The 23471-nt window shown below is 59.0% G+C and carries 21 protein-coding genes and 1 tRNA gene; 15 read left to right on the forward strand and 7 right to left on the reverse strand.

Features of this window, described 5'->3' with window-relative positions:
- Nucleotides 1-16 precede the first annotated feature (16 nt).
- Together LIX15_RS03445 and LIX15_RS03450 are read left to right on the forward strand one after the other, a co-directional pair.
- Nucleotides 17-391, forward strand: a complete 375-nt coding sequence (locus tag LIX15_RS03445) for a DUF8048 family protein (protein WP_227776111.1) — start codon at nt 17-19, stop codon at nt 389-391.
- An 89-nt stretch (nt 392-480) separates the two neighbouring features.
- Complete coding sequence (locus LIX15_RS03450) at nt 481-732, forward strand: hypothetical protein (protein ID WP_227776112.1); 252 nt, start codon at nt 481-483, stop codon at nt 730-732.
- A gap of 252 nt (nt 733-984) precedes the next feature.
- On the opposite strand, the gene LIX15_RS03455 is transcribed toward LIX15_RS03450, so the two are convergent.
- On the reverse strand, nt 985-2199 hold the full coding sequence (locus tag LIX15_RS03455) for a trans-sulfuration enzyme family protein (protein ID WP_390184411.1): 1215 nt from the start codon (nt 2197-2199) through the stop codon (nt 985-987).
- Between the two features lie 296 nt (nt 2200-2495).
- Here LIX15_RS03455 and LIX15_RS03460 point away from each other — a divergent pair, with 296 nt between their 5' ends.
- Nucleotides 2496-2726 (forward strand): hypothetical protein, encoded by a 231-nt coding sequence (locus tag LIX15_RS03460; protein WP_227776113.1) that lies wholly within the window; start codon nt 2496-2498, stop codon nt 2724-2726.
- Between the two features lie 419 nt (nt 2727-3145).
- Here LIX15_RS03460 and LIX15_RS03465 read toward each other — a convergent pair whose 3' ends face one another.
- The gene (locus tag LIX15_RS03465; protein ID WP_227776114.1) at nt 3146-5077 is read right to left on the reverse strand and encodes an aldehyde ferredoxin oxidoreductase family protein; all 1932 of its coding nucleotides are present in this window, start codon (nt 5075-5077) and stop codon (nt 3146-3148) included.
- 141 nt (nt 5078-5218) lie between these two features.
- Nucleotides 5219-7474: an outer membrane protein assembly factor BamB family protein gene (locus LIX15_RS03470; protein WP_227776115.1), complete on the reverse strand. Its 2256-nt coding sequence runs from the start codon at nt 7472-7474 to the stop codon at nt 5219-5221.
- 354 nt (nt 7475-7828) lie between these two features.
- Here LIX15_RS03470 and LIX15_RS03475 point away from each other — a divergent pair, with 354 nt between their 5' ends.
- The 4 genes from LIX15_RS03475 (at nt 7829) to LIX15_RS03485 (ending at nt 9752) form a co-directional block, all read left to right on the forward strand.
- On the forward strand, nt 7829-8302 hold the full coding sequence (locus tag LIX15_RS03475; RefSeq protein ID WP_227776116.1) for a VanZ family protein: 474 nt from the start codon (nt 7829-7831) through the stop codon (nt 8300-8302).
- Nucleotides 8303-8318: 16 nt separating this feature from the next.
- The gene (locus LIX15_RS03480) at nt 8319-9389 is read left to right on the forward strand and encodes an archaeosine biosynthesis radical SAM protein RaSEA (RefSeq protein WP_227776117.1); all 1071 of its coding nucleotides are present in this window, start codon (nt 8319-8321) and stop codon (nt 9387-9389) included.
- Between the two features lie 97 nt (nt 9390-9486).
- The gene (locus tag LIX15_RS32695; RefSeq protein ID WP_265338406.1) at nt 9487-9609 is read left to right on the forward strand and encodes a hypothetical protein; all 123 of its coding nucleotides are present in this window, start codon (nt 9487-9489) and stop codon (nt 9607-9609) included.
- Nucleotides 9606-9752: a hypothetical protein gene (locus LIX15_RS03485; protein WP_227776118.1), complete on the forward strand. Its 147-nt coding sequence runs from the start codon at nt 9606-9608 to the stop codon at nt 9750-9752. The genes LIX15_RS32695 and LIX15_RS03485 overlap by 4 nt, the downstream gene beginning before the upstream one ends.
- 71 nt (nt 9753-9823) lie before the next feature.
- On the opposite strand, the gene LIX15_RS03490 is transcribed toward LIX15_RS03485, so the two are convergent.
- From LIX15_RS03490 to LIX15_RS03500, 3 genes are all read right to left on the reverse strand, one after another.
- Nucleotides 9824-10627: a GNAT family N-acetyltransferase gene (locus LIX15_RS03490; RefSeq protein ID WP_227776119.1), complete on the reverse strand. Its 804-nt coding sequence runs from the start codon at nt 10625-10627 to the stop codon at nt 9824-9826.
- Nucleotides 10628-10735: 108 nt separating this feature from the next.
- A complete protein-coding gene (gene arcS, locus LIX15_RS03495) occupies nt 10736-12487 on the reverse strand; it encodes an archaeosine synthase subunit alpha (RefSeq protein ID WP_227776120.1) in 1752 nt (583 codons plus the stop codon).
- 380 nt (nt 12488-12867) lie between these two features.
- Nucleotides 12868-14172 (reverse strand): tRNA pseudouridine(54/55) synthase Pus10, encoded by a 1305-nt coding sequence (locus tag LIX15_RS03500; RefSeq protein WP_227776121.1) that lies wholly within the window; start codon nt 14170-14172, stop codon nt 12868-12870.
- A gap of 384 nt (nt 14173-14556) precedes the next feature.
- Between LIX15_RS03500 and LIX15_RS03505 the strand changes: the two genes are divergently transcribed.
- The 8 genes from LIX15_RS03505 to LIX15_RS03540 all read left to right on the forward strand — a co-directional run bounded on the left by LIX15_RS03505 (nt 14557) and on the right by LIX15_RS03540 (nt 21553).
- The gene (locus LIX15_RS03505) at nt 14557-14838 is read left to right on the forward strand and encodes a winged helix-turn-helix domain-containing protein (RefSeq protein ID WP_227776122.1); all 282 of its coding nucleotides are present in this window, start codon (nt 14557-14559) and stop codon (nt 14836-14838) included.
- A 256-nt stretch (nt 14839-15094) separates the two neighbouring features.
- Nucleotides 15095-15925: an undecaprenyl-diphosphate phosphatase gene (locus LIX15_RS03510; protein WP_227776123.1), complete on the forward strand. Its 831-nt coding sequence runs from the start codon at nt 15095-15097 to the stop codon at nt 15923-15925.
- A 435-nt stretch (nt 15926-16360) separates the two neighbouring features.
- Nucleotides 16361-17272 carry a glycosyltransferase family 2 protein gene (locus tag LIX15_RS03515; protein ID WP_227776124.1) on the forward strand — a complete coding sequence of 304 codons (912 nt, stop codon included), beginning with the start codon at nt 16361-16363 and terminating at the stop codon, nt 17270-17272.
- Nucleotides 17273-17336: 64 nt separating this feature from the next.
- Nucleotides 17337-17933 (forward strand): tRNA (pseudouridine(54)-N(1))-methyltransferase TrmY, encoded by a 597-nt coding sequence (gene trmY, locus LIX15_RS03520; RefSeq protein WP_227776125.1) that lies wholly within the window; start codon nt 17337-17339, stop codon nt 17931-17933.
- A 50-nt stretch (nt 17934-17983) separates the two neighbouring features.
- A tRNA-Pro gene (locus LIX15_RS03525) sits at nt 17984-18056 on the forward strand.
- Nucleotides 18057-18258: 202 nt separating this feature from the next.
- Entirely contained in the window at nt 18259-19971 is a 1713-nt protein-coding gene (locus tag LIX15_RS03530; RefSeq protein ID WP_227776126.1) for a right-handed parallel beta-helix repeat-containing protein, read from the forward strand.
- A 76-nt stretch (nt 19972-20047) separates the two neighbouring features.
- Complete coding sequence (locus LIX15_RS03535) at nt 20048-20770, forward strand: profilin-fold protein (RefSeq protein ID WP_227776127.1); 723 nt, start codon at nt 20048-20050, stop codon at nt 20768-20770.
- 78 nt (nt 20771-20848) lie between these two features.
- Entirely contained in the window at nt 20849-21553 is a 705-nt protein-coding gene (locus LIX15_RS03540) for an SDR family oxidoreductase (protein ID WP_227776128.1), read from the forward strand.
- Nucleotides 21554-21632: 79 nt separating this feature from the next.
- On the opposite strand, the gene LIX15_RS03545 is transcribed toward LIX15_RS03540, so the two are convergent.
- On the reverse strand, nt 21633-23306 hold the full coding sequence (locus LIX15_RS03545; protein ID WP_227776129.1) for a hypothetical protein: 1674 nt from the start codon (nt 23304-23306) through the stop codon (nt 21633-21635).
- Between the last annotated feature and the right edge of the window lie 165 nt (nt 23307-23471).

Here is a 23471-nt window from a genome sequence, read left to right on the forward strand (position 1 = left end):
GTACCGCGAGTTTCAAATGACCGACGACGACCCCAACCACCCCATCGAAGGCCAAATCGTGCTGATGGCGGGCGCCAAAGCCAGCGTGCCGCTCGAGCGACTCTCCGAACTGCTCGGCGAGACGCAGGCCGACCTCGGCGGGCGGATTGCCGAGTACCGACAGCGGTACGAATGCGTCCACGAAACGCCCGAAGAACGCGTCTTTCTCGTCGAGGAAGGACACTGGGAAACGGTCGGCAATCGGCTTGGATTTGGGCGGCGGGAATGGGATGGACTTCGGCGCGCGCACGAACAACAACTCTACCGAATCGGACGGCGCGAACGTCGCCGGTCGGAGTTCGACAGCGCGCTTGAGATTCGGGACGCCGTCGTGATTGGAACTGAAGAGTGATGACAGGTAGTTTGTTGTGTTTTGTTTCGGTAGTTCACAGGATTTTCACAGGATTGGTCGAATCGGAGTATGTTTGCCGGGTTTTTGGAGTGATCAAGTCTACAAATCCCGACTCCACCGAGACCGCACCACGTCCTCCCCAACCGATTCCTTCGCTCACTGCATTCGCTCGGTCATCCCTCGCGCGACTTCGACTCGGCTTCTCGGACGACCATCTCCGAGAAGCCTCGCCAGCGCGTCATGCGGTAATTGAGTGCCAAGTGAATTTTCACAAACATAGTGGCGCGCGCTGGCGCAGGGATGAGGAGTTCACCTCCGAAGCCCTGCGCGAAGTCGTGTGAGGGACGACCGAAACGAGCGTCAGCGAGTTGAGGGAGTCGGTTGGGGAGGGTGTGGCTTGCAGTGCGATGGCGGCATGTGTTGTCGTGATTTGCTACCGACAAAGTGCCTCAGTTCGAATTGCGTATCACCGGTTTCGTCGTGGCGGTTTCATTGGAGTCGGGAATAGCTACCATAGAATCGAAAACAGTGGCCGAGACACAGTAAGTAAAAATCAGTAATCAAAATACAAGACAGTCGTTCTCAGCAGTCCGCTAGTCCAAAACCTCGAAAGCAGATTCCAGGTCGGCGAGCAAATCCCGCGGGTGCTCGACCCCGACGGAAATCCGCAGGAGCGAATCCGAGATGCCGATTTCCTCGCGCTCTTCGGGCGTGAGCGGCGAGTGGGTCATACTCGCGGGATGTTCGATGAGCGACTCCACGCCGCCGAGGCTGACCGCTAGCGCGAAGTGGTCGAGTTCGCCGACGAATCGTTCGACATCCGCGAGCCCTCCGTCGAGTTCGAAAGAGACGACGCCGCCCCCACCGTCCATCTGGCGTGTGGCGAGGTCGTACTGCGGATGGGATTCGAGGCCGGGGTAGTAGACGGTCGAAACGCCTTCGCGTTCGTCCAGATACGCCGCGATTTCGGCGGCGTTGGTCTCGTGCTGGCGCATTCTGAGCGGGAGCGTCTTCAGGCCCCGAAGAGTGAGGAAGGCGTCGAAGGGCGCGAGCATGTTGCCCATGCCGACCTGCTGGAGGAATCCGATTTCGTTCGCCAGTTCCTCGTCGCTGGTGACCGCCGCGCCGCCGATTGAGTCGCTGTGGCCGTTCAGGTACTTCGTCGTGCTGTGGACGACCACGTCCGCGCCGAGTTCGAGTGGTCGCTGGAAGTACGGCGAGAGGAAGGTGTTGTCCACACCGAGGGTCGCGTCGACTGATTCCGCGATGGATGCGATGGCCTCGATATCACAGAGTCGGAGGAGCGGATTCGTCGGCGTTTCCATCCAGATGAGGGCGGTGTCGTCGCGCACGGCGTCGGAAACGGAGTCGGTGTCGCGGGCGTCCACGAAATCGACGGCCACGTCTAGTCGCTCGCGGAACAGTTCCTTGAGCATCGTCTTCGTCCCACCGTAGAGATCGTCGAACGCGACGACGTGGTCGCCGGGCGAGACGGAAGCGGTGATGGTCGCCACGATTGCGGAAGTTCCGGAGGCGAAGGCCATCCCGTAATCCCCGCCTTCGAGGGCCGCGAGTCGCTTTTCGAGGGCGTGTCGGGTCGGGTTGGAAAGCCGCGAGTAGAGATACTGGTTTTCGTCTGGGTTAAGGTCTTCGAGGGAGATGTCCGGGTCGATACCACCGACTTCGAAGGTCGAAGCGAGGTGAATCGGCATCGTCACGTCGCCCGCTCGGTCGTCGTGCGATGGTTGCTCCGCGTGAGTCACGGCCATCGTTTCGAATTTATCTGTGTCGCCGGGACGGTCAGTCATGCCACCTTCACGTTCGATAACGATAGTTAGAAGCTTTCGATGCGGCAGGCGTTACCATGCGCCGAAAGAATGGTGATCGGCGGGAAATTATTGTGAAGCATCTGAATAGAATTTTTCAGACGTATCTCGAGTAAAGTCAGGGATAACAGAGTGAGTATCGGGAGGGATTTCGATCGCGCGCGGTCGGGAACGGCCGGTCGAACTCCTTTCGAGGAACGTATTAGTAGGATCTTAACTATATTAGAATTTGTATCCTTGTATAAAATTACTTTTGACGACTATTGAATCATATCCCGGTGCCTCAACAGAAGCAAGACGGTTCGTTCGACAAGCCAATCAAAGAGCGCGCGCCGAACGGAATCAGTCGCCGAGCGTGGCTGAAAGCCAGTACAGTGGGTGTTACGGGCGCATCAATAGTCGGAACCGGATCATTTTCCGGAACCGCGGGGGGCCATTGTCCAACCCCGGCGACCCATCACCAGTGCAGTCGGAAGTCGGTGGAGGCGAGCCATACAACAACAAAGTGACGCGAAGCGACGCGAACTGCTACGTCGAGCAACCCGATGACGGCCGGGGATGAACTCAAAAGCCACATCGACAACGCGGCTTCGTCCGACATCTTCTGATAGACTCCGGCGTGACCGCCGACATCACCTACGTGTACGAGAAAAAACGCTCTGGCGCGTGCGTTGGCAGGCCTGAGGATGTCCTGAAGGCCTGCCAATCACCACGCGAGGGATGACTGAAACGACTGAAAGGAGTGGAAGGAAACGGCTGGGAGGCATGTGGGCGGTTGCGGTGGCAGTCTCACTGGAGTCGTGATTTGCGAACAGCATACCGATACCAACCCGTATCACTCGTTGCTCATTTCGCCACGTTGAGGTCTGATTAGAATCAGTAGTAGCTAACAAGCCGGTACAAAAATACGAAAATTCGACTGTTCGACCTAGTCGTCGCCGGAGGCCGCCGCGCCACCGCGACTCACGCCGGTTCCGGGACCGACGTCGATGCCGAGGTCGTCCAGTTTCTCGTCGGGAACCACGCCGCTTTCCCAGCCGCGCACGTCGTAGTATTCTTCTTTCATCTCCGCCAGTTCGGCGAGTTGGCCCTCCGAACCGCCCTCTCCGGGAATGGCGTCGGGGTGACCTTCGACGAATCGAGCCGGCAGGTCGTCGTCGTCGCCGTCGAAGCCGACGAGGTTGTTGTAGTAGCGCTCCAAGTTGTAGATGCGCTCGCCGGACTCCATCAGTTCGTCCTCGGACACGTCGAGACCGGTCATGCCGTTGTACTGGAGGACGTACTCCTCGACGCCCTCCGCGAAGGCGTTGAACTTGCAGATGTCGAAGGAGTCGCTGACCGCGTGCATGTCTTGGAAGGTGGCGCAGAGTTCACCCTTGCCTTCCCAATCCGCCGGGTCAACCTTCTCCGGAATGCCGAGCAGTTCGGCGGCAGGCGTGTAGCCGCGCAGGTGGCACGCGCCGCGGTTGCTGGTCGCGTAGCCGATTGCCATTCCCTTCATCGCCCGCGGGTCGTAGGCGGCCATCGTCTGGCCTTTCACGTCCAGCGCCATCTCCTCGTCGCCGAGTTCGGTCGCGGCGCGGGCTGCACCCTCCGCGAGCAGGCCGGCGAGTTCGTCTTCACGGTGGGCCACGCGGTCTATCATATCGACCATCGTGTCCACGTCACCCCATTCGAGGCCCTCGTCCAAGCGACCCTCCTCGGTCGCTTCCATCGCCATCGCCATGGTGTTGCCCATCTCGATGGTGTCGAGTGCCACGTCGTTACAGCGGTCTATCATCAGCGCGACCTTGTCCCGGTCGTCGGTCATCGAGTTCGGACCGAGCGCCCACGCGGATTCGTACTCGTAGGACTCCATCCGGACGTTCATGTCGTCGCCCTTGTGGTGGACCTGCACCTCGACTTCCTTCTTACAGGCCACCGGACAGGAGTGACAGGTCGGTTCGTCCACGAGAATGTTCTCGCGGACGTTCTCGCCGGAGACGTTCTCGGCGTCGATGTTCGGTTGCGAATGCCCCGCCTCGGCCTCGCTGCTGGTGCTGGTGTGCTGTGCGTTCCGAGTCGGCAGACCGTCCATCTCGTTGGTGACGTTCATCAAGACGTTCGTGCCGTACAGCGACAGACCACCCTCGTTCGGGGCCGTCACGTCGGATTCCTGAATGGCCTGCATCGCCTGCTTGTGGCCCTTCTGGAATGTTTCTTGGTCGGCGGGCTGTTGCATCTTCGTCGTGGATTTAATGACGATCGCCTTGAGACCTTTCGACCCCATTACCGCACCGGTGCCGCCGCGCCCGGACGCTCGGTCGTCCTCGTTGATGATGCAGGCGTACCGAACTTCGTTCTCGCCCGCCTGCCCGATTGCCATCATCGAGAGGTTCTTGCCGTAGGCACCGTCGATTTCCTCCTCCAAGGTGTCGCGGGTTTCGTGGACGCCTTTCCCCCAGAGGTGCGAGGCGTCGCGCAGTTCGACTTCGCCATCTTCGACCACCGCGATAACCGGGTCGTCGGATTGCCCTTCGAACAGCAGGCCGTCGAATCCGGCCCACTTCAGTCGTGCGCCCGACCACCCACCGTGATGGGAGTCCGTCACGGTGTTCGTCAGCGGCGACTTGGTACAAACCGCGATTCGACCGCTCATCACGGTCTGTGTGCCCGTGAGCGGACCGTTCATGAACGCCAAGAGGTTGTCCGGACCGAGCGGGTCGACGTCCGCTCCTTGGTCGAACACGTACTTTACGCCGAGGCCCCGTGCCCCGATGTACTTTTTCGCGTCGTCGTCATCGACGCTCTCGTAGTTCACCGAACCGTCCGAGAGGTCGACGCGAGCGACGTGGTCGTGAAATCCGCCTAAGTCGGTCATGGTAAGTTCCAACACTTATATTGGATCGCTATCGTGTTAGCCGTTGCCACATAGATGTAACTGTTTTTGGTTACGTCATTGTAGAACGACAACGTCGAAAGCGGAGCAATCAGGCCAAAAAAGTCGGGGCGTTCGACCGGTTCAGTCGTCGCGGCGGAACGAGTACACGTGTCCGCTTTCCGCTCGTTCGCTGTACGGTGGATAGATGAACGTCCCGGCACTGGCGTAGATAGCATCGTCCGTGACTGCCGGTTTGGCCCGCACGGTTCCCATCACTTCCCAGTGTTCGAGTTCGGTTCCGTCGTCCGTCGAATAGGCGTCCACGCGTCGGTTGCTGCCGATGTAGATGGTATCGTCGTAGACGACTGCCTCGGAAACTCGCAAATACGAAGTCGGGGAAATCGTCCATCGTTCGTCTCCGGTTTCCGCCTCCAGCGCGACGAGACGGGGCGGTTTCTCACCGAGTTCACCCGAGTCATCGATAACCGAGGCGTAGACGGAACCGTCCGTTACAGTAAGCCCGTTCACGTCCGTCGTATCTGGAATTTTCTTCGACCACAGCGTCGTTCCGTCACTGGCGTCGAAGGCGAAGATCTCGGCGGATTTGTCGCGGTTCTGTGTGAAGTGTCGTTCGGTTGCGTAGACGATGCCATCGGACACGACAACCGTCGAGTCCCGCGTGAATCCGCCGTCGGAAACCTGCCACTCGACACAGCCATCGCCTGCACTGAGCGCCCAGAGGTTTTCGGTCTCGCCGAGGTACACGATACCGTTCGAGACGGCGACAGAAGTGGCCCTGTCGCCAGTCGAATGGTCGCTACCGAACGTCCACTCGATGTCACCCGTCTCCGCGTCCAGGGCGTACAACAACGTCTCCTCGGGCGCATACTGCTGTGAGACGTAGATGGTTCCATCGGCGACTTCGTAGTCGCCGACGTTTCCGTCGACTGCGGTTTTCCACTCGACAATTCCGTCCTCGCTGTCCACCGCGATGATGTGACGTTCCCTTCCGTCCCGACTGTACGCGTAGACGGTTCCGTCTACGTAGGTCTGTTCATCATATGAACCGTCGATTTTCCACTTTTCTCCCCCGCTTTCTGTGTCAATAGCGTAGAGGCTACCGCTGTCATCCACAGCGTAGAGCGTGTCGTCAATAACTTCGGGCGAAGTTTCGACAGTTTCGTCCGTGACGAACCGCCAGTTCGTTCGGTCGTCTGTCGCCGAAAACACGTAGAGGTAGCCGAAGTTGTCCCCCGCGTAGACCGATTCGTTGACGACTGTCGGTGCGAATTCAACAGTACCACGGGGGTAGTACTGCCACTGAGCATCGCCCGAGGATGCGTCGAAAACGCGAATTGGGTCACCACCCGTGTAGATATTTCCGCCTGCAATCGTGAGTGTAGCGGTATTTGCGAGGGTTTCCCACGAGTTCCAAACCTCGCTTCCATCTTCCGCATCGTACACGTATATCGACCCCGAGCGTCCGGAACCGGAGACGTAAACCTTGCCGTCGGCGACGGCAGGCGTGCTGTCCATGTCTAAACTGCCCTCATCGACTTGAACGGTCCACTGTTCGCTCCCGTCGTCGGTCGAAAAGGCGCGTAGTTCGGTATCGTCTACGATGAAGATGCTTCCGTCCGCGACTGATGGGGAACCGCCAGATCGGGATAGTCCGTCAATCCGCCACAGTTCGGTGCCATCTTCGGCATCGAGGGCGTACACGGCGTTCCTTCCACGGAAGTACGCGACCCCATCGACGACCGCCGGAACGTTTGCTCGCGGCTCGTTCGGTTCGAACTCCCAGCGAACAGACCCATCTGCGAGGTTGAGCGCGTAGCATTTTGTTCCGGTGCGATGTGCTGTCGCGTATACAGTACCATCGACGACAGTGACCGAAGGAGTACGTTGTGAGTCAGCCTCGAACTGCCACAGGTTGTTGCCGTCTTCCGCATCTTGCGCGAAAATCATTCCTTCAGCCGTCGTCAGCACCGTTCCATCTGCGACCGTCGGCGGAGAACCATAGGAGTACAGCTCACCATCCATATCGGGTGTTGCTCGCCAGAGTACTTCGCGTGTCTCTATGTCGAACGCAATGGTTGTTACAGTTGCGTCAACGACGTAGGCAACGTCGTCAACGACAGCAGGGTTCGAAATCTCTTCTTCGCTCAGTCGTTCACTCCACCCAAACGGTGGTTCGGGGAGGCCGTCTCCCGGCGGGTTGCCCGTATTCGCGGCGTCGTACAGGAACGTAGACCAGTCCTGTCCGGCGAGTGTGGAGGGGTTGTCGGACGCGGTTACATGCGTACTATCGAGTGCGCCAGAGGCACCTGCGACGCTCGCGCCACCGACTGCGAGGCCGACCGTCTTCAGGAACGTTCGTCGTGTATTTTCGGACATGCGACTATGCAATGTGAGAGAACGATATTTGCTATCAGGTTTCTAATTCGTTTTCGCTTATTTTCACCGATTTTATTGGTCATACACCCAACAATTAAAGGGTGGAGTTTCGATCCGAATCGTGTTTAACCACCGGTAGGTGTGACTTTCTTGGATCTGTCCGTTTTTATCCCTTCAGAAAATCAATTTTCAGTGACCAAATATTCGAATCGAAATCTATTTTGGACGGATTGACACGATTCTATCCGTAGGATTATATTCGGTTGATAAGTGTCATAGTTCGCAACATGTTCTGTTGTGAAATGGTCGGTGAACCGTCGTCCTTTACATTCCCTGTTACTATTTGGCGAACGAATGCCCTCTTCCCTCGATAAACCGGCCGCACAAAACTGGGGCACCGTCCTCGCTTTTGCGGTCGGTATCTGCTACTTTTCCGTGTTCTCGACTCCCGACACTGGCGTTTCCTCCCTCGGTCCACTCGGACTCGTCGGAACGGACAAGTGGTATCACGCGATTGGATACGGTGTTCTGGCTACCCTGCTCGCAATCGCGCTGTCGGGCAGGGTTGACGAGTCTAACAGGCCCGGCGAGGCGAATAGGGCCAACGAATCTAACAGGACGAATTGGGCCACCAGCGCGATTGCAGTCGCGCTGGTGGCCATCGCCGGAGCGACCGGCTTCGGTATTCTGATAGAAATCGCCCAGACGTTCGTCCCGGTTCGACACGGCGGAATCGGGGATGCGACCGCGAACGCATTCGGGGCGACGGTCGCGGTCACGATTCGGTTTCTCGTCGCTCGGCGAGACGAAGGCGATTTACGCTCGTAACCGTTCTTCCCGTACAATGAGTACGCCGACTCCCGAGAGCTACGAACGGGGTAAGGGAATGGATGCCCACAACTCCGTGATGCGCGATATTCGCGCCCGGAAGGAGAAACACTACGACCCGCACGAACCGACGCGAGTGTGGCTGGACGAGGACAACACGCCGGACGGCGTCTACCAAAGTTTGACCATCATCCTCAACACGGGTGGCTGTCGCTGGGCGCGGGCCGGTGGCTGTACGATGTGCGGCTACGTCGCCGAATCGGTCGAAGGCGGAAGCGTCGGCCACGAGGCGCTGATGGATCAGATCGAGGTCTGTCTCGACCACGAGCGCGAAAACGCGGACGAGAAGAGCGGTCTCATCAAAATCTACACCTCCGGTTCGTTTTTGGACGAGCGTGAAGTCGGTGCCGAAACCCGGCAGGCTATCGCCGAGACGTTTTCCGACCGCGACCGAATCGTGGTCGAGAGCTTGCCGGATTTCGTGGAGAAAGCAAAGTTGGAGGACTTCACCGACGTCGGTCTCGAAACCGACGTAGCAATCGGGTTGGAGACGGCGAACGACCGCGTTCGGAAAGACTGCGTGAACAAGTACTTCGACTTCGAACAGTTCATCGAGGCAAGCGAACACGCCGAATCAGTCGGGGCGGGTATCAAGGCCTATCTGCTGATGAAACCGCCGTTCCTTTCTGAAGCCGACGCAGTGCAGGACATGAAGGAGTCGATTCGGAAATGCGCCGAGTACGCCCACACGGTGTCGATGAACCCGACGAACGTACAGCGATACACGATGGTAGACGAACTCTACTTCCGAAACGGCTACCGGCCGCCGTGGCTCTGGAGCGTCTGCGAGGTGCTACAGGATACGGCTGACGTGCCCGCAATCGTCATCTCCGACCCCGTCGGCCACGGGTCGGACCGCGGCGCGCACAACTGCGGCGAATGCGACGACCTCGCCCAAAAGGCGATCAAGGACTTCGACCTCCGACAAGATCCCTCCGTGTTCGACGAAGTGACCTGCGAGTGCGAACACACGTGGGAAGCCGTCATGGAGCGTGAGAAGAGTTATAATCTCCCACTGGCACGGTAGTCAGGCCGATCTTATTTCGGCTACGGCGCGGATAACAAAGTACGCGTCCAGCAACCGGTCAGGCGGGGTGAATGGACACAGCCGACTGTCCCGAGGGATGACGGACGCACGGAGTCACTACGAGACGATTTTCTGTCCGAACGGCTGGGTCGAAATCCGGAATCCGGAGCGGGCAGACCAGTGGATTGCCATCGATACGCCGACCGAGGTACGACGATGACCGTCGCGGGGGAGATAGCAGTCGCTCCGGTGGCGGTTGCCGGACCGGTCGTCCTCTGGCCGCTTCTCTTGCTATTTATCGGCGGTCTGTTGATGAGCGCGATGTGGTCGCTCCTTCGCGGACGCCGTGGAAACAACAACTGAACGATCGAGTCTCAGAAATCGCCGTCGGGGGAAGGGACACAAAGGAACCAAACGCCCGAAAAACGCTCCCGCTAGAGCTTTCGAGCCATCATCACTTCGTCAACGAATTCGTCGCCGACGAGATAGTGGTCTTTCCGAACCGCTTCGGTTTCCCAACTGAAATCTTCGAGGAGGTCGATTGCCGTCTCGTTCGTCCCGGGAAGGCTCTGGTACACTTTCTGGTAGCCGGCGTCGTTCGCCCACGCCATCGCGCGCTCCAGCAGTCGGCTGCCGATACCGTGTTTGCGGTACGGTTCGCGGACGCCCACGGTTAGTTCGGCGGTGTGGCGCAGTTTGTCGAGTTCCGGGGCGTCAAGGTGAACCCATCCCACGACTTCGCCTTCGTTCTCGCCGTCGGCGACGGTTGCGACGTAGAACATTCGCGAGCGCCGGTCGTTGTTGCGAAGCAGGGCACCTTCGTCGTCGATGTCCGCCGCGACTCGCTCAGCGGAAATCGACGCCCCTTCGTCGGCGACTTCACGAATCGCGGTTTCGATACCGCGGCGGTTGAACTGGTGGGCTTGTCGGATTCGGTACGAAAGCCCCTCGTCCTCGTACTCCTCCACGTCGTTGTCCAGTGCGAGGTGCAGTTCGCCTTCCTCTTCGGTGAGGTGACCCGCGTCCAACAGCGCGGAGACGTATTTCCGGAACTCCTCCGGTGGAATCCGAACCTGTGGCTCCGTCGTTCCGGACCGGGCCGGTTTCGACCCGGTCGGCGAGTCGATTCGGACTTGGTCGCGGAGTTCCTCGACGGAGACGGAACCGTTGCGTTCGACCTCGTCGTAGATGCGTTGTTGAATCGCGTCGTCGAACTCGATGGTGGCGGGTACTCCCATACTGGAGTGTACCAACGCGGAGAAGGTTATTATTTATCGCCTAATTTCGACCCGTGACCGACCGGCGCCCGGTTCGGATTTATATAGTTGGTAAGTCTCGGAACCCCGCTATTTCTCTTCAACGTGGCGCACGTCCGCCGAGACGCCGCGCGTCGATTCCACCATCTCCGGTCCGGACATCTCCGCGCGTCCGATGGCGAATGCCTTCGGCCCCTCGATGACGACTTCGTCGCCGACGCGAATGTCGTCGTCAGCGTCCACGATACCCGGCGCGAGGACGCTCCCGTGGGGCGCGAAGGCGTCGATTTCGATTCGTTTCACGGGCGCGTCGCTTTCGACCCACTGGCGCGCTCCGGCGAGCGTGAACGAGAGCGTGCCGTACTGGGGAACCATCGCCGCCAACTGTTTCCCGTCGTCGTCGTGAACCCGGAGTTTCGGGTAGCGACTCTCGATGTTGATCGACGAAAAGAGTTCGTCGCCCGCACCGTCACCGAACTGGTAGTCCGCGATTCCGCGAACCGTGTTGTGCTGGCGCTCGCGCTTGCCGTACTTGAGTTCGCCCGAGAGGGTGCTAGCAAGGTTGGCGAGCGATTCCGTGCTCGTCGGATGCCCCTCTACGGTGTATTCGAACTCCACGTCGAGGGCCGCTTCGACTCGCTCGCAAACGTCGCGATAGCCCTCCTCAGGTACGTGCGCGATGACGCGGGGATACTCGTTTCGCTCCAGATACCGACGCAGAACCTCGGCCACGAACTGCTTTTCGTCCTCGCTCCAACGACCCGTGACGACCGAATCGTAATGCTGAGCCGGATAGGTGAGTTCGAGTTCCTGCGGCACGACGCCAATTGGACTGGTCATCGACACCTTGTGCGCGCGGAACTGGATGGCGTCGTGGTACTGGCCGTGACTCTGCGATTCGCTGTACGGCTTTTTCGCCGAACAGGGAAGCAGCACCAGCGGGTTGTCGAACCGACCTCGATAGCGCGTCGTCACGCGGTCGGCGAACCGGTGAATTTCGACTCGGCGCAGGGAGTCCGAGGTCGCGGCGGCGAGTTCCGTGTTCCGGAGAACCGGGGTTCGTTCTTCCACGTAGCTCCACTGCTGGTCGAACTCGCGAAACGCGGCGGTGAGCCACTGGTCGTGTCGGGCTTGCCCCTCGATGTAATCCCGAAGTCGTCCCGCACGGATTCGCTGGCGAACGATTGCCAACTCGGCCCGGAGCGCGTTCACGTTGTGATCAGCGCAGTCTTCGCGAGTAAACTCGTCCACCGGGCGCTGGCAGGCCGGGCAAGAACACGGGAGTTCTTGTAGGTCTTCCAGATGATACTCGCCTTCCGTCGTCAGGTATTTTCCTTGGGTTCCCTTGACCACGGCGCGGTCTGCGTCCACGAGGTCAACTCCAGCGTAGACCAGCGTGGCGACGTTCTTCGGCGTGGCGACGCCGGACAGAAAGAGCGCGCTATCCGAGGGAATCGCCTCGCGCGTTTCGAGAACTGCCTCTTTGAATCCCGCTCCGTGACCGACAACGCCCTGCGCACCCGAGAGAACGTAGGCGTCGGTGCCGTAATTCTCGGCTGTTTCGGGTGCGATTACGGCGGCGCTTGGGTAGTCCACGTCGGGATAGTCCACGGCGAACGATTCCATCACTTCCTCGTCGGTGCCGCGCGGGAATGCCCGGTGGGGCAGGACGGTCAGTTCCGATTCGTCGCCATCCGGCATTTCGCGCTCCTTGAACCAGAGGCTTCCCGCGTCGGAAACCACCTCGTCCGCGAGTCCGGGCGTGGTCACGGACTCGGCGAGGCGGAGTTCCCCGATGCGGGCCGCCCCATCCCGGTCGTGAACTTCGAAATAGTCGGTCATACCCGTGTTTCGGGGGAGCGGATTCAACTATCTTGCGTAACTCCGTGAGTGAGGAGAGTGTGCATTCGTAAAATTGTGAGAGAAATGAATGTAGAAACAGCAGTAATATGTTTTTCTGATACCGATATCGGAACTAATTCTGTCGAGGAGATGACCGCCAAGTGTTTTGCGCGGCTTGCCACTGGTTTCGGAGTGACGAATTTCCACCTCGAAATCGGCCATCCGACTTTGATCTGGATGGCGGGTCAGTGGCCCGCCTGTCCTGCGGTTGGGCGCGGGCGACGTGATTTGCGCCTCGCAACTTCCGTGACAGCAGTCCCGTCACTGCTAACTCACCACTCTCAAAAATGCAAATACGGAAGTGGGAACTTCCGAAGAACCTATTCTCGCAGGTATTCGTCTTCGTCGAACGCTTCGTCCTCGCCCTCCACGGCAATCACGTCCAGTGCGGTCACTTCGGCACCGACGCCGAGCAGTCCGGCCAAACTCGGTTCCGTCCGCCCTCCGTCGCCGCTCACCAGTTCCTTGATGTAGAGTCCGCCTTCGCCGTGAATCTCGACTTGGCCGTGCGTTTCGTCGTCGAGGTGGCCGTCGATTTCATACACTTCTCGTACGCGGGTCAGATTTGCCCGACGGTGGTCAACCCGATTCGGCGTGTACTGTTCGACAGTCGCACCGCGCAGGTGTTCGATTGCGTCGGCGAGTTCCACTTCGGTGACGGCGGCGTCGAACTTGACCTGTGCGCGGTAGGTTTTGCTCGCGTCGAGTTCCTTCACGCGTTCGACCATCTCGTGCGTGGCGAGAGTGAGACCCTCGACTTCGGCGTTTCCATCAGCGAACTCGTTGATTTCGGCTTCGAGCGCGGTCGTGTCGGGGGCGCGCTGTTTTGGTTTTTTAATTTCGATGACGAACGGGCGACCCGTCCCGAGCATGAGGGCGTCCACGTCCTCTCTGCCCGCGCCGTGAAAGAGGGCCTCGTCGCCGTCCATCGCGTCGAGAACCGGGGGTGTCGTCAACTCTTCCACGCTTTTGCTGTAGAGGTAGCCGTCGCCGCCGCAGTAGTCACAGGGTTCCTCGCCGCCGCCTTCGGCGAGTTGCTTGCCCGACCCGCCGCACTCCCGGCAGGGCCACTCGGTTTGTGGAATGTCGCGCTCCAGTTTTCGATAGCGTCCGAAAACGAAGGCAGGGTTGATCTGCACGTCCACGTCACCGCGTTCGAGGTTGAGGAGGGCGAGAACGTCGGGTCGCTCGAAATCGACTTCCGTGTCGGTCAGCGCGCCGACGCGCTTGCCGACCTCGCGGTTATACTCGGATTTAAACAATTCACCCGTGTCTTCGGGGAGATCGGCCAAATCGCGGAGCAGTGACTCGTTCTCCTCAATGAGCGGCGGGGTGCGCGTGCCAACTTGGTACGTCTCGAAGTCGATGCTGGAGAGAGTGTCTGCGACTTGCTCTGCGTATCTTTCGAAGTCGTTCGTGAGACCTTCACAGACCCAACACTCTTCGCCGGATTCCTCGAAATCCTCGAAATCCTCGTCGTCCTCCAGTGCGACCGTAATCCTGAGCGAGTGGCCGCGCTCCGCGTTCGACAGGCCGAAACTCCGGTCTGCGAACTGGCGACCGAGGCAGGCGTCGCACACCGGCCCCTCGTCGATGACTCGCCGCGCCGCGGAAAGTACGTCCATGTTGCTTCCGTGGGAGTCACGCGGTAAACCGGTTTCCGATTCCGGTGGCCTCCGATTCGGGAGCCATCTGACTTGGGCGTCTCGGTCGAACGGTCATTCGCAAGGAAAGCACCCGCATCGAGTGTCGCTTGGCTCGGCCCTCCATCGACCGAACCGATGCGGGTGTGGCGGTCTGTTCCTGTTTCGGACGGACAGGTGGACAGACGACAGGTGCGGAAACAGACACCGGTTGTGATTGAGTGGTGGTGGTACATTCCCATGTTGTCTCTCGACAACCTGTTTCCGCACTCGACTGTTCACACGCTGGTAACTTATAAATTACTTCTAGGTACTTATACATCCCCCGACGGTACAGTGATACTCCCGCCACCCACTGTCGAAGGTATGCGACGACACGCAGAGTGGATGGCACACGCCGACGAGCGAATCGTAGAATTTCTCGCCGACTACGGCAACCACCAGCCGTCGCAGATTACCGACGGATTGGCTGAACTCGGCCCGGAGATGGACTATCATCCAAAATACGTCGGGCGGCGCTGTCGCACCCTCGCGGCCTACGGCCTCTTGCGAAACCTCGGTAACGGACTCTACCAGATTACCGACGAGGGAAAATCGTATCTCGCGGGAGAATTGGATGCGAGCGAACTGACCCGCGACGACGAGTAAGCTCAATCGAATGCGACGTATTCTGATAGTCACAAGTGCCGGAATAGTCACAATCGGCTACGGATACTGAATCCGTAAACATCTATCGATTTTGAAATTCATTAACCACAAGATTACGCGCGATGCGGCGATTTAAACAGCGGAGTCGACCAACGCCTGCAGACGATGGAATAGCGGGGTAACTTGTTTTCCACCGTTCTCGCGTTCGCTCTCCAAATCGAATCGTCTTTTCACCCTACCTGCCAATACCTATCTAATGTCGAATCGGTCGCTCGTCGTCGCTCTCGTCGCCGGAATCCTGCAAGGGATTTTCGAGTGGCTACCCATCTCAAGCGAAGGAAATCTCGTCCTTTTTCTCACCGCGACGGGCGAAAATCCGGCGTTTGCGGTGCAGTTCGCGCTGTTCCTTCACGTCGGAACCGCCCTCTCCGCGACGGTGTATTACCGCGACGACGTGACGAAAATAGTCCAATCCGTTCCGAACTGGCGACCGAGTTCCGCGTTCCACAGCGGCTCGGCCGAACAGTCCTTTCTCGCGGTTGCGACCCTCGTCTCCGGCGTCGTCGGCGTCGTCGTCTATCGAACCCTCGACGCGGTGGTGAGCGAACTCGCGGGCGGGATGTTTGTTGCGCTAATCGGCGTTTTGCTAGTCGGAACTGGTGCCCTGCTCAAAACCGCCGACGGGATGAAGTTGGGAAACCAACTCGGAATGCGCGAGTCGCCCACGCTCATCGACGCGGTACTCGTCGGAACACTACAGGGAGTCGCAATCTTACCCGGTGTTTCGCGCTCCGGTACGACCACGAGCGTGCTCCTGTTTCGGGGCTTTGACGGCGGGTCGGCATTCCGACTATCGTTTCTGCTCTCGATTCCCGCCGCGCTCGGCGCAGGGTCGCTGACGGTACTGAATTCCGGCGTTCCCGAAATCCAGCTATCCACGGCGGCCACTGTGATTGGTGTCAGCGCCCTCGTCGGGTACCTCGCAATCGATGGCCTTCTTTGGGTGGTCGAACGAGTCGCCTTCTGGGTGGTCTGTGTCGCTCTCGGAGCACTGGCGGTGTTAGGTGGGTTTGTCGTCGTACTCTGATTTCTTGCGCGCGTTACCGCCGAACCTCGTAACGGGAGTTTCGAACCGGGGCATTCGTGAGGCGATCGTACATGTCGATTCCGGGATTTCAGTGCCCGGAGACGCCGAAAAACCGGGGATACCCGCCAATTCATGACCGCAAGCTGCCACAATTTTTATACTCAGTTCCGGAGTAGCGCCGTCTACAATCAGGTCTGGATTGGGTCAAAATTGAGTATTGAAGAGCGACTGCGTCACGGTAGCGTGTTAAATGATACGAATACACGACGAACGAATCGGTAACCAGCGCATCGGCAACGAGCAACAGGAACACGACAGAATATCGAACAGAATTCATTCGGACCACTGTGTGCCGAGAGGGCACGTATCAAGCGTTACGAGTTGCGTGTTAGCGGAACCGAAGGGGCTATAAGCGTGCTAGAACAGTCTGATGATATGGCTTCCGAGCGGCCGTTTGTCTCTGTCATCATCCCCGTATACAACGACCCGAGGGGAATTCGGATGACTCTCGATGCTGTCACGAATCAGACGTATTCTCCCGAAGGGTACGAGATCCTGGTCGCCGATAACGGATCTACCGATAACACTAGGGATGTCGTCCGGAAATACTCCGAACGATTCCCCGACCTCGTTCATCTGTTGGTCGAAGACGAAGTGCAAGGGCCTGCGGCCGCGCGAAACGCTGCAATCCCGCGAGCGAACGGGTCGCTGTTGGCGTTCATCGACGCCGACATGACCGTCGAGGAGACGTGGCTCGAAGACGCCGTCGCGTCGATGGAGTCGAACGATTGGGACTACATGGGCTGTAACGTCGAAATTTACATCGAAGACGGCAAGGATACTCTCACAGCAAAGTACAACCAGATTTTCGGCTTCCCGATTCGAAAGTACATCGAAGAACAGCAGTTTTCGGGAACCGGTTGTCTCGTCGTTCGGGATACCGTATTCGACGAAGTCGGCGACTTCGACGAACGACTGTTCTCGGGCGAGGATCAAGAGTTCGGCAATCGGGTATACGACGCCGGATTCGACCAGCATTACCAACCCGCGATTACGATGTATCACCCTGCTCGCTCGTCGCTTCTCGAACTCCTGAAAAAGCACTTCCGACTCGGTCGGGGGCGCGCCCAGATGCAGAGATATCATCCCGAACGCGTCGAAAAACCGAGTTTGCTGAATCCGCGGAACTATCTTCCACCGCATCCGATTCGGTTTTACAAACGCATCACCTCCTCCGCGTCGCTGGCGTGGCACGAAATCCTCCTGCTCTTTTTCATCGCCTATCTGAAACGCCTCTCCGCCACGTCCGGATGGGTGTACGAGCACTTCAGCGAGGACGACGGCTAGACGCGGGTCGATACGCTCCCCGGATTCAGCAAGCGACTTACGCCGTCGTGTCCAGCGTCCGAACATGCGACAGTTCATCGTCCTCGGCCACGACGCCCCGATGACTTCCGACTTCTCGTTAGACGACCTCGCCGGTTCGGCGGGGCGACTGGACGCCCTCTGTCGGTGCGTCAACAGCGCATTTTTCCTCTCGCACGACTTCCGCGGCGACGCCCGCCTCTTTCTCGTCCTGCAAGACGAACTGACGATTCGATTCGAGGGAAGCGAACTTCGCCGACTCAACCCCGACGAACGAAGCACCGCGGCATTGATTCGGAAGGCGTTGGAAGCGAAATCGAAAGCTATCGGTCACATGGAGGCCGAAAGCACGCCCGGCGTCTACGTCTCGAAGCGCGATTTCGAGGCGGTTCTCGACGCGGCCAGCAAAAAAGCCACGGTCATCGAACTGCACGAGGACGGCAGTCCCGTGGTCGATGTCGAACCGCCGGAAAACCCGCTGTTCGTCCTCTCCGACCACGGCGATTTCTCCGACGAAGAGGCCGAATTGTTGGCGGAACAATCGGACCTGCGCGTTCGATTGGGGCCGAAGCTCCTACACGGAAATCACGCGATGACGGTCGCCCACAACTACCTCGATACCGAGGGTTACGCCGACTACTGACGCCATAATTCCGGAACCGTTAAAGGCGGGTATCGCCATTTCTCATTTGCGGGCCGGTGGGGTAGCCTGGTATCCTTCGGCCTTCGGGTGGCCGTAACCGCGATTCGAATTCGCGCCGGCCCACTATTCATCCCGCATTCTCAACACACCGAGCGACAGCGAGGTGTTTCGATTGCGGCAAACCCGTGAAGAGGAGCGATTTGATGGCAATGAAATGTTCACTATTTTTATCCCTAACTCTAGAACACCAATATTCATATATAAATTTCCTAACCATGGTTAATATAGAAATAATAATATTATGATATATTAATGAATAAATCGTATGCCGAATACAGACGACAGTGAGACGAAGCCAGCAGGAGAACTATCCCGGAGAGCACTGATAGCGGCGACAGGGTTTGCGGGGCTCGGCCTCCTCGGGTCGGAACGAGCGAGCGCGAGAGACGGTTCGTTACATATCGACGGGTCGAATTCGATGGAAGCGGACATCGACGCCGACGGCCACAGTCTCGTCAACCTCGACGACATTAGCGCGGCGGACGACCATTCGTCGTGGTCGTCCTCCGGGTCTGGCAACGGGAATTTGCAACTGTGGGACTCCACGCAGGGTAAGCCACTGGTGCGCGCGCGAGAGGGTGGCGAATTGTTACTTGATGCCGACACGAAACTAATCGGCGGTCTCTCCGTCGCCGACTGGAAGGTCGTTGACGTCGTCGAGGCCGGGGGCGACCCGACCGGCGGCGAATCCATCAATCCCGTGCTGGAAGACGAGTTCGCCGACAACGTCGTTTTCGTATTTCCGCAAGGAACCTACTACATGGACGCCCGGTTCGAGAAAACCGGATTCGAGAACGTCGCGTTTGTCGGCCAGCCTCGCGCGACCATCCGAGTTGACGAACCGTACGAGCAACTGTCCCGACTGTTCATCCTCGGCTCTAGCACCGATAACACAGACCCATCCTACGAAAACAGCGTCACATTCCGCAATCTCACATTCGATATTGATAACGGTAGCTCGCAAAACCCCGGTTGTCCGCTCATCATCGCCCGTCCAACCAATCGACTAGTCATCGACGGTGTTCGCATCGAAGGGGAGATGCAGTTCGCGGACGGCAGTTACGACGGAAACGACGGATATGCGACGGTCAACCCGTGGGTCACCGGTGAAGGTGGTCACGGGTACGTGAGCATCGTCGCCCGTGACGGCGGGAAGTACGACCCGGATACCGGCAGCACGAATCATCCGGTCGGTATCGGCGTCCAGAGCGAGAGCAAGGGAATCCTCCACTTCTACGGCTGTGACATCCGTGGATTCCCCAACAACGGTCTGTACATCAAAGGTGGCGAACGGGCCGTTATCGAGCGGTGTTTCGCGGCGAACAATCAGGTGGCGAACATCCGAACCGGGCAGAACATGTCCATACGGGACTGTCACGTTCGCGTCGATGGGAACGTCAACTCGGACTTCGGGAAAACGAACGGCATCCGAATCGACGAGGGGAACACCATTGTCGAGCGGACGAAAGTCGAGATGTTGGACGGTGACGGGGCGGCAGTCAAGCAACTGTTCAAAGACGACGGCGAAGTGACCGTCCGCAACGTCGATATTACGCTCGATGTCGGCACGATACGCGCCCTCGACATCACGGGGGCGGATGCGACCGACGAGTCGGTGTACGACAACGTCCGAATCAAGGGCAGCGGGAGTGACACGTATAACTACGCCGTCAAAGTGACCCGACCGTACGTCACGTTCCGTAACTGCCACGTCAACGTCCCTGATATGCGCGGAATCACACTGCAGGCTCCCTACTGCACCATCAACGGCGGCTATCTCACGTCGAACCAGTACCGCGCGCTTGGCGGTAGCGGGAGTGCGCCAGACGGCGACCGGTTGACCGTCCGGGATTTGCGACTCGGTGGGAGTCTTCACGTGCCGTCCGACTGGGAAAACGTGACGCTCGCGGATATCCGACTCGACGGTGGGTCGGTCGATGTAGACGCCAGCGATACGGTTGAGCGCAACGTTCGGTAAGAACCACGACATCACGATAGGCGTTTTGCGACCCGAGACACCACCGTTATCCCCCTCACGTACCTACTCAAACAGAATGAGCGAAGGAATCGACTTCGACATCGCTGAAACCGACCGCGTCGCCGAGGAACGGGACGCGGTCGTCTCGGCGGTTACGCGACACGCAGGGCAGATTGCGCGCGAACTCGCGCTCTTGCAGGGGGGCGATTACGGCCAAGCGACGTTCGACACCAACGTCGGGGAGTGGACGGTGAAATACGAGGCCGGCGACCTCCAGTATCTCCGGTTCAAGGGGAAGTCCGGGGGCGAAATCTACGTCGTTTCGGCCAAGCAACCGCCGGATCCGGACGATCTCGCCGACGCGATGCAAGATTACGAGGCGTTCGTGCGGGCGTACAACCGCCACGTCGAATCGAAGGAGGGTGTACTGGACGACGTGGAAACCGACTTTCCGCCAGTTTCCACGACGGATTCGGTCGTGTCGGAACGCGACCGCATCGTCGGGCGCATCCGCGACGTCGCCGACACGATCGCGGGCGAACTCCACCGATACGACGGCGTGGATTACGGAACGTTCACCGCGCGAGTCAACGGCCAGCGATGGGAGTTAAAGCGCGACCACAGTTCCGTTTCATACCTCCGCGTCGGCGGCCGGAGCGGCACCTACCTCGTTTCGCAGTACGAACCGCCGTCCGCGCCCGACGTTCGCGAACTCGCCGACGATTTCCGGGGATTCGTCGAGGCGTTCAACGAGCACGTGGACGAGTTGGAGGCAGATCTGACGAAAGTCTCCTTGTGAATCGAGCAAGAGAACGGGAAACAGAGCTGATTTCGCCCGTTTCCGAACGCACAAATCCCCATCCGACGATGGTCCGGTATGGACGAACGAAAAGTCGCCGTCGTTACCGCAGCAGGTCGCGGAATCGGCGCAGAATGCGCTCGAACGTTAACAGCGGACGGATACACGCCCGTTTTGTTGTCGAAATCCGGCGCCGCAGTCGATGTGGCAAGAGACATCGGCGGCGTCGGATTCGAGGGGTCGGTAACCGACCCTGACGATCTTTCTGCACTGGTGGCGGCCGCGAAGGAGCGATACGGTCGCATCGACGCCGTGGTGAACAACACCGGTCACCCGGCAACTGGCGGGTTGCTGGATATTTCGGACGAAGAGTGGCACGACGGACTCGACCTCGTTTTGTTGAACGCGGTTCGAATGGCGAGATTGGTTACTCCGATTATGAAGGAGCAAGGTGGTGGCGCGTTCGTGAACATCTCCACGTTTTCGGCATTCGAACCGAGCAGTGAGTTTCCGGTTTCGTCGGTGCTTCGCGCAGGCCTCGGTAGTTTCACGAAACTCTACGCCGACCGATATGCCGACGACGGGATTCGAATGAACGCGGTGTTACCGGGGTTCGTGGATAGCTACGAAGTCGATGCGGAAACAAAAAATCAAATTCCGATGGGGCGACCCGCGGCCACCTCCGAAATCGCTGATACCGTCGCATACCTCCTCTCCCCGTCAGCGAGTTACGTGACCGGACAGAACATCCGGGTGGACGGCGGTCTCACCGACAGCGTCTGATTATTACAGCCCTTCGTCGTCGTCGAAGACCAAAATAGAAACCGCCTGATGGTTTGCCAGCAAAACGAAGACTGGAACGTTACTCCGAACCGTTCTCTGAAGCAGTTTCGTTTTCACCGCTCTCGACAGTCTCCGTTTCCGGTTCGGGCGTCGGTTCCGACGGTTCGGCGGTTGTGTCTGCTGGTTCGGCGGTCGGTTCCGCTTGTTCAGTCGTCGGCTCCGCCGGTTCGGTTGTCGAGGGGTGTGACTCCGTCGTTGGCGATGGTTCTTCGGTCGGTGTCGAATCCTCTGTCGTCGCGCTGGACCGGTCAGTCGTCGCTTCGTCCGTTTTCGTGTTCGTCGTCTCGGTTCCGTCGTCCGGACGAATCTCCTGCAAACAGGCGTCCAGATTCGGCGGTCGCTTCGAAATCGTGGGGTCCACAGCATTGGATTCGAAGGCGCTTATTTCGGTGATTGCGAAGCCAGCGACACCCGCCACGTCGCCGACGTTCGATTCGTTGATTTCCGTCTGGCCGCTCACCGGCCCGATTTCGTTGTAGGAAGTCGCGACGCCGTCCGGCGCGTACCACGTCGTGCTGATGGCGATACGCTCGAACTCGCCGGTCACCCGCGCTCGGTCGCAGGCGAGAAATTCGATACTCTTCGCTTGTTCGCCGTCGTCTCCCGCCGGTTCGTTGTCTGTCGGTTCACCGTTGTTGTCCGCCGGTTGGTCGTTCTCTTCGTGCATTTCGAAATCGTCCGGGTCTATCCGCCGTCCGTTCAAAAACACCCTCGCGTTGCGCCCGATTCTGAATCGCTCGATTCGTCCGGAAAATCGGTAGGCGTCACCGCCGCCAGCGACCGCACCGCGGACGCGGCGTCCGGAAACACGGTCCGTTCGGTCGATGGTGACGTGTCGGTTTGCGATGGGCGCACCGCCGCCGTCTCCGGTTTTTTTGACCTGTCCCCCGACGACGAACTCGTATCGAGCCGGGTTTCGAGGGAGTCCACCGACGATAACGAGATGGTTCGATAGGTCGCCGTTCGGCCGTTCGGTTGACGAGTTCTCCGACGTGCGTTGCGCTCGACACCACGGCCCCGCGAAGGGATTGTCCGCGGTGAACTTCGCGGTCTGTCCGGGCGTCCGTAGTCGCCGCGTATCGACGCTCACGGAGTCGATAGCGAACGGATAGGGTTCGTGTTCCGACCGAGGATTGAGGAGCGTCGTTCCGCGAATCGGGCCGTCGAACAACCAGTTGGTTCCGAGGCCGTCTTCGTCCCAAAAACTCGTGTGCAGTCGGACACCGTGGAAGTTCCCCCTAACCCGCGCCGTGGTGCAGTCGAGAAATTCGATCGGCGTGTCCGTTTCCGGGGCGTCCCCGAGGTCGGCAGGTGTGACCCGCCGACCGTTCAGATACACCGAAACGTCGTTCACACGATTCGCCGACAGCGAAACCCGGAATCGGACGATTCGGCCGGTGAATTCATACGCATCGCCGCCGCCGGCAATCGCCCCGCTTGCGTTGGTTCCGTCGCCGGAAATCGTATCTTCACCGTCGATAGTGACGTGGCGGTCGGGGATAGGTGCACCACCGCTCTCGTTGCTCCGTTCGAGACGACCGCTCACCGTAATGCGATATTCGATGGGATTCCGCGGACCGCCGCCGAAAACGACGATGTGGTTCGTTCCCTGTCCGCTCGTTCGGATTCCGCCGACGCTTACGAAACCCGCCGTCGCCGAAAGGACACCGCGACGACTGATGCGAGATTCCATGGATTGTTCGCTCAAATTCGAGAGGAATCGGGATAAAGCGAGAGAATCGTTCGCCCCACGAGCCGGTGGCAACGTCGGATTACCGAGTCAGCGAGCCGACACGAATGAGGTACGTCAGGCCTACCGATTTCACGGGTGGCGACAAAAACGAAGACCGCAGTGCCT

It is taken from the genome of Haladaptatus pallidirubidus, from assembly GCF_020700235.1.
GTDB classification, from domain to species: domain Archaea; phylum Halobacteriota; class Halobacteria; order Halobacteriales; family Haladaptataceae; genus Haladaptatus; species Haladaptatus pallidirubidus.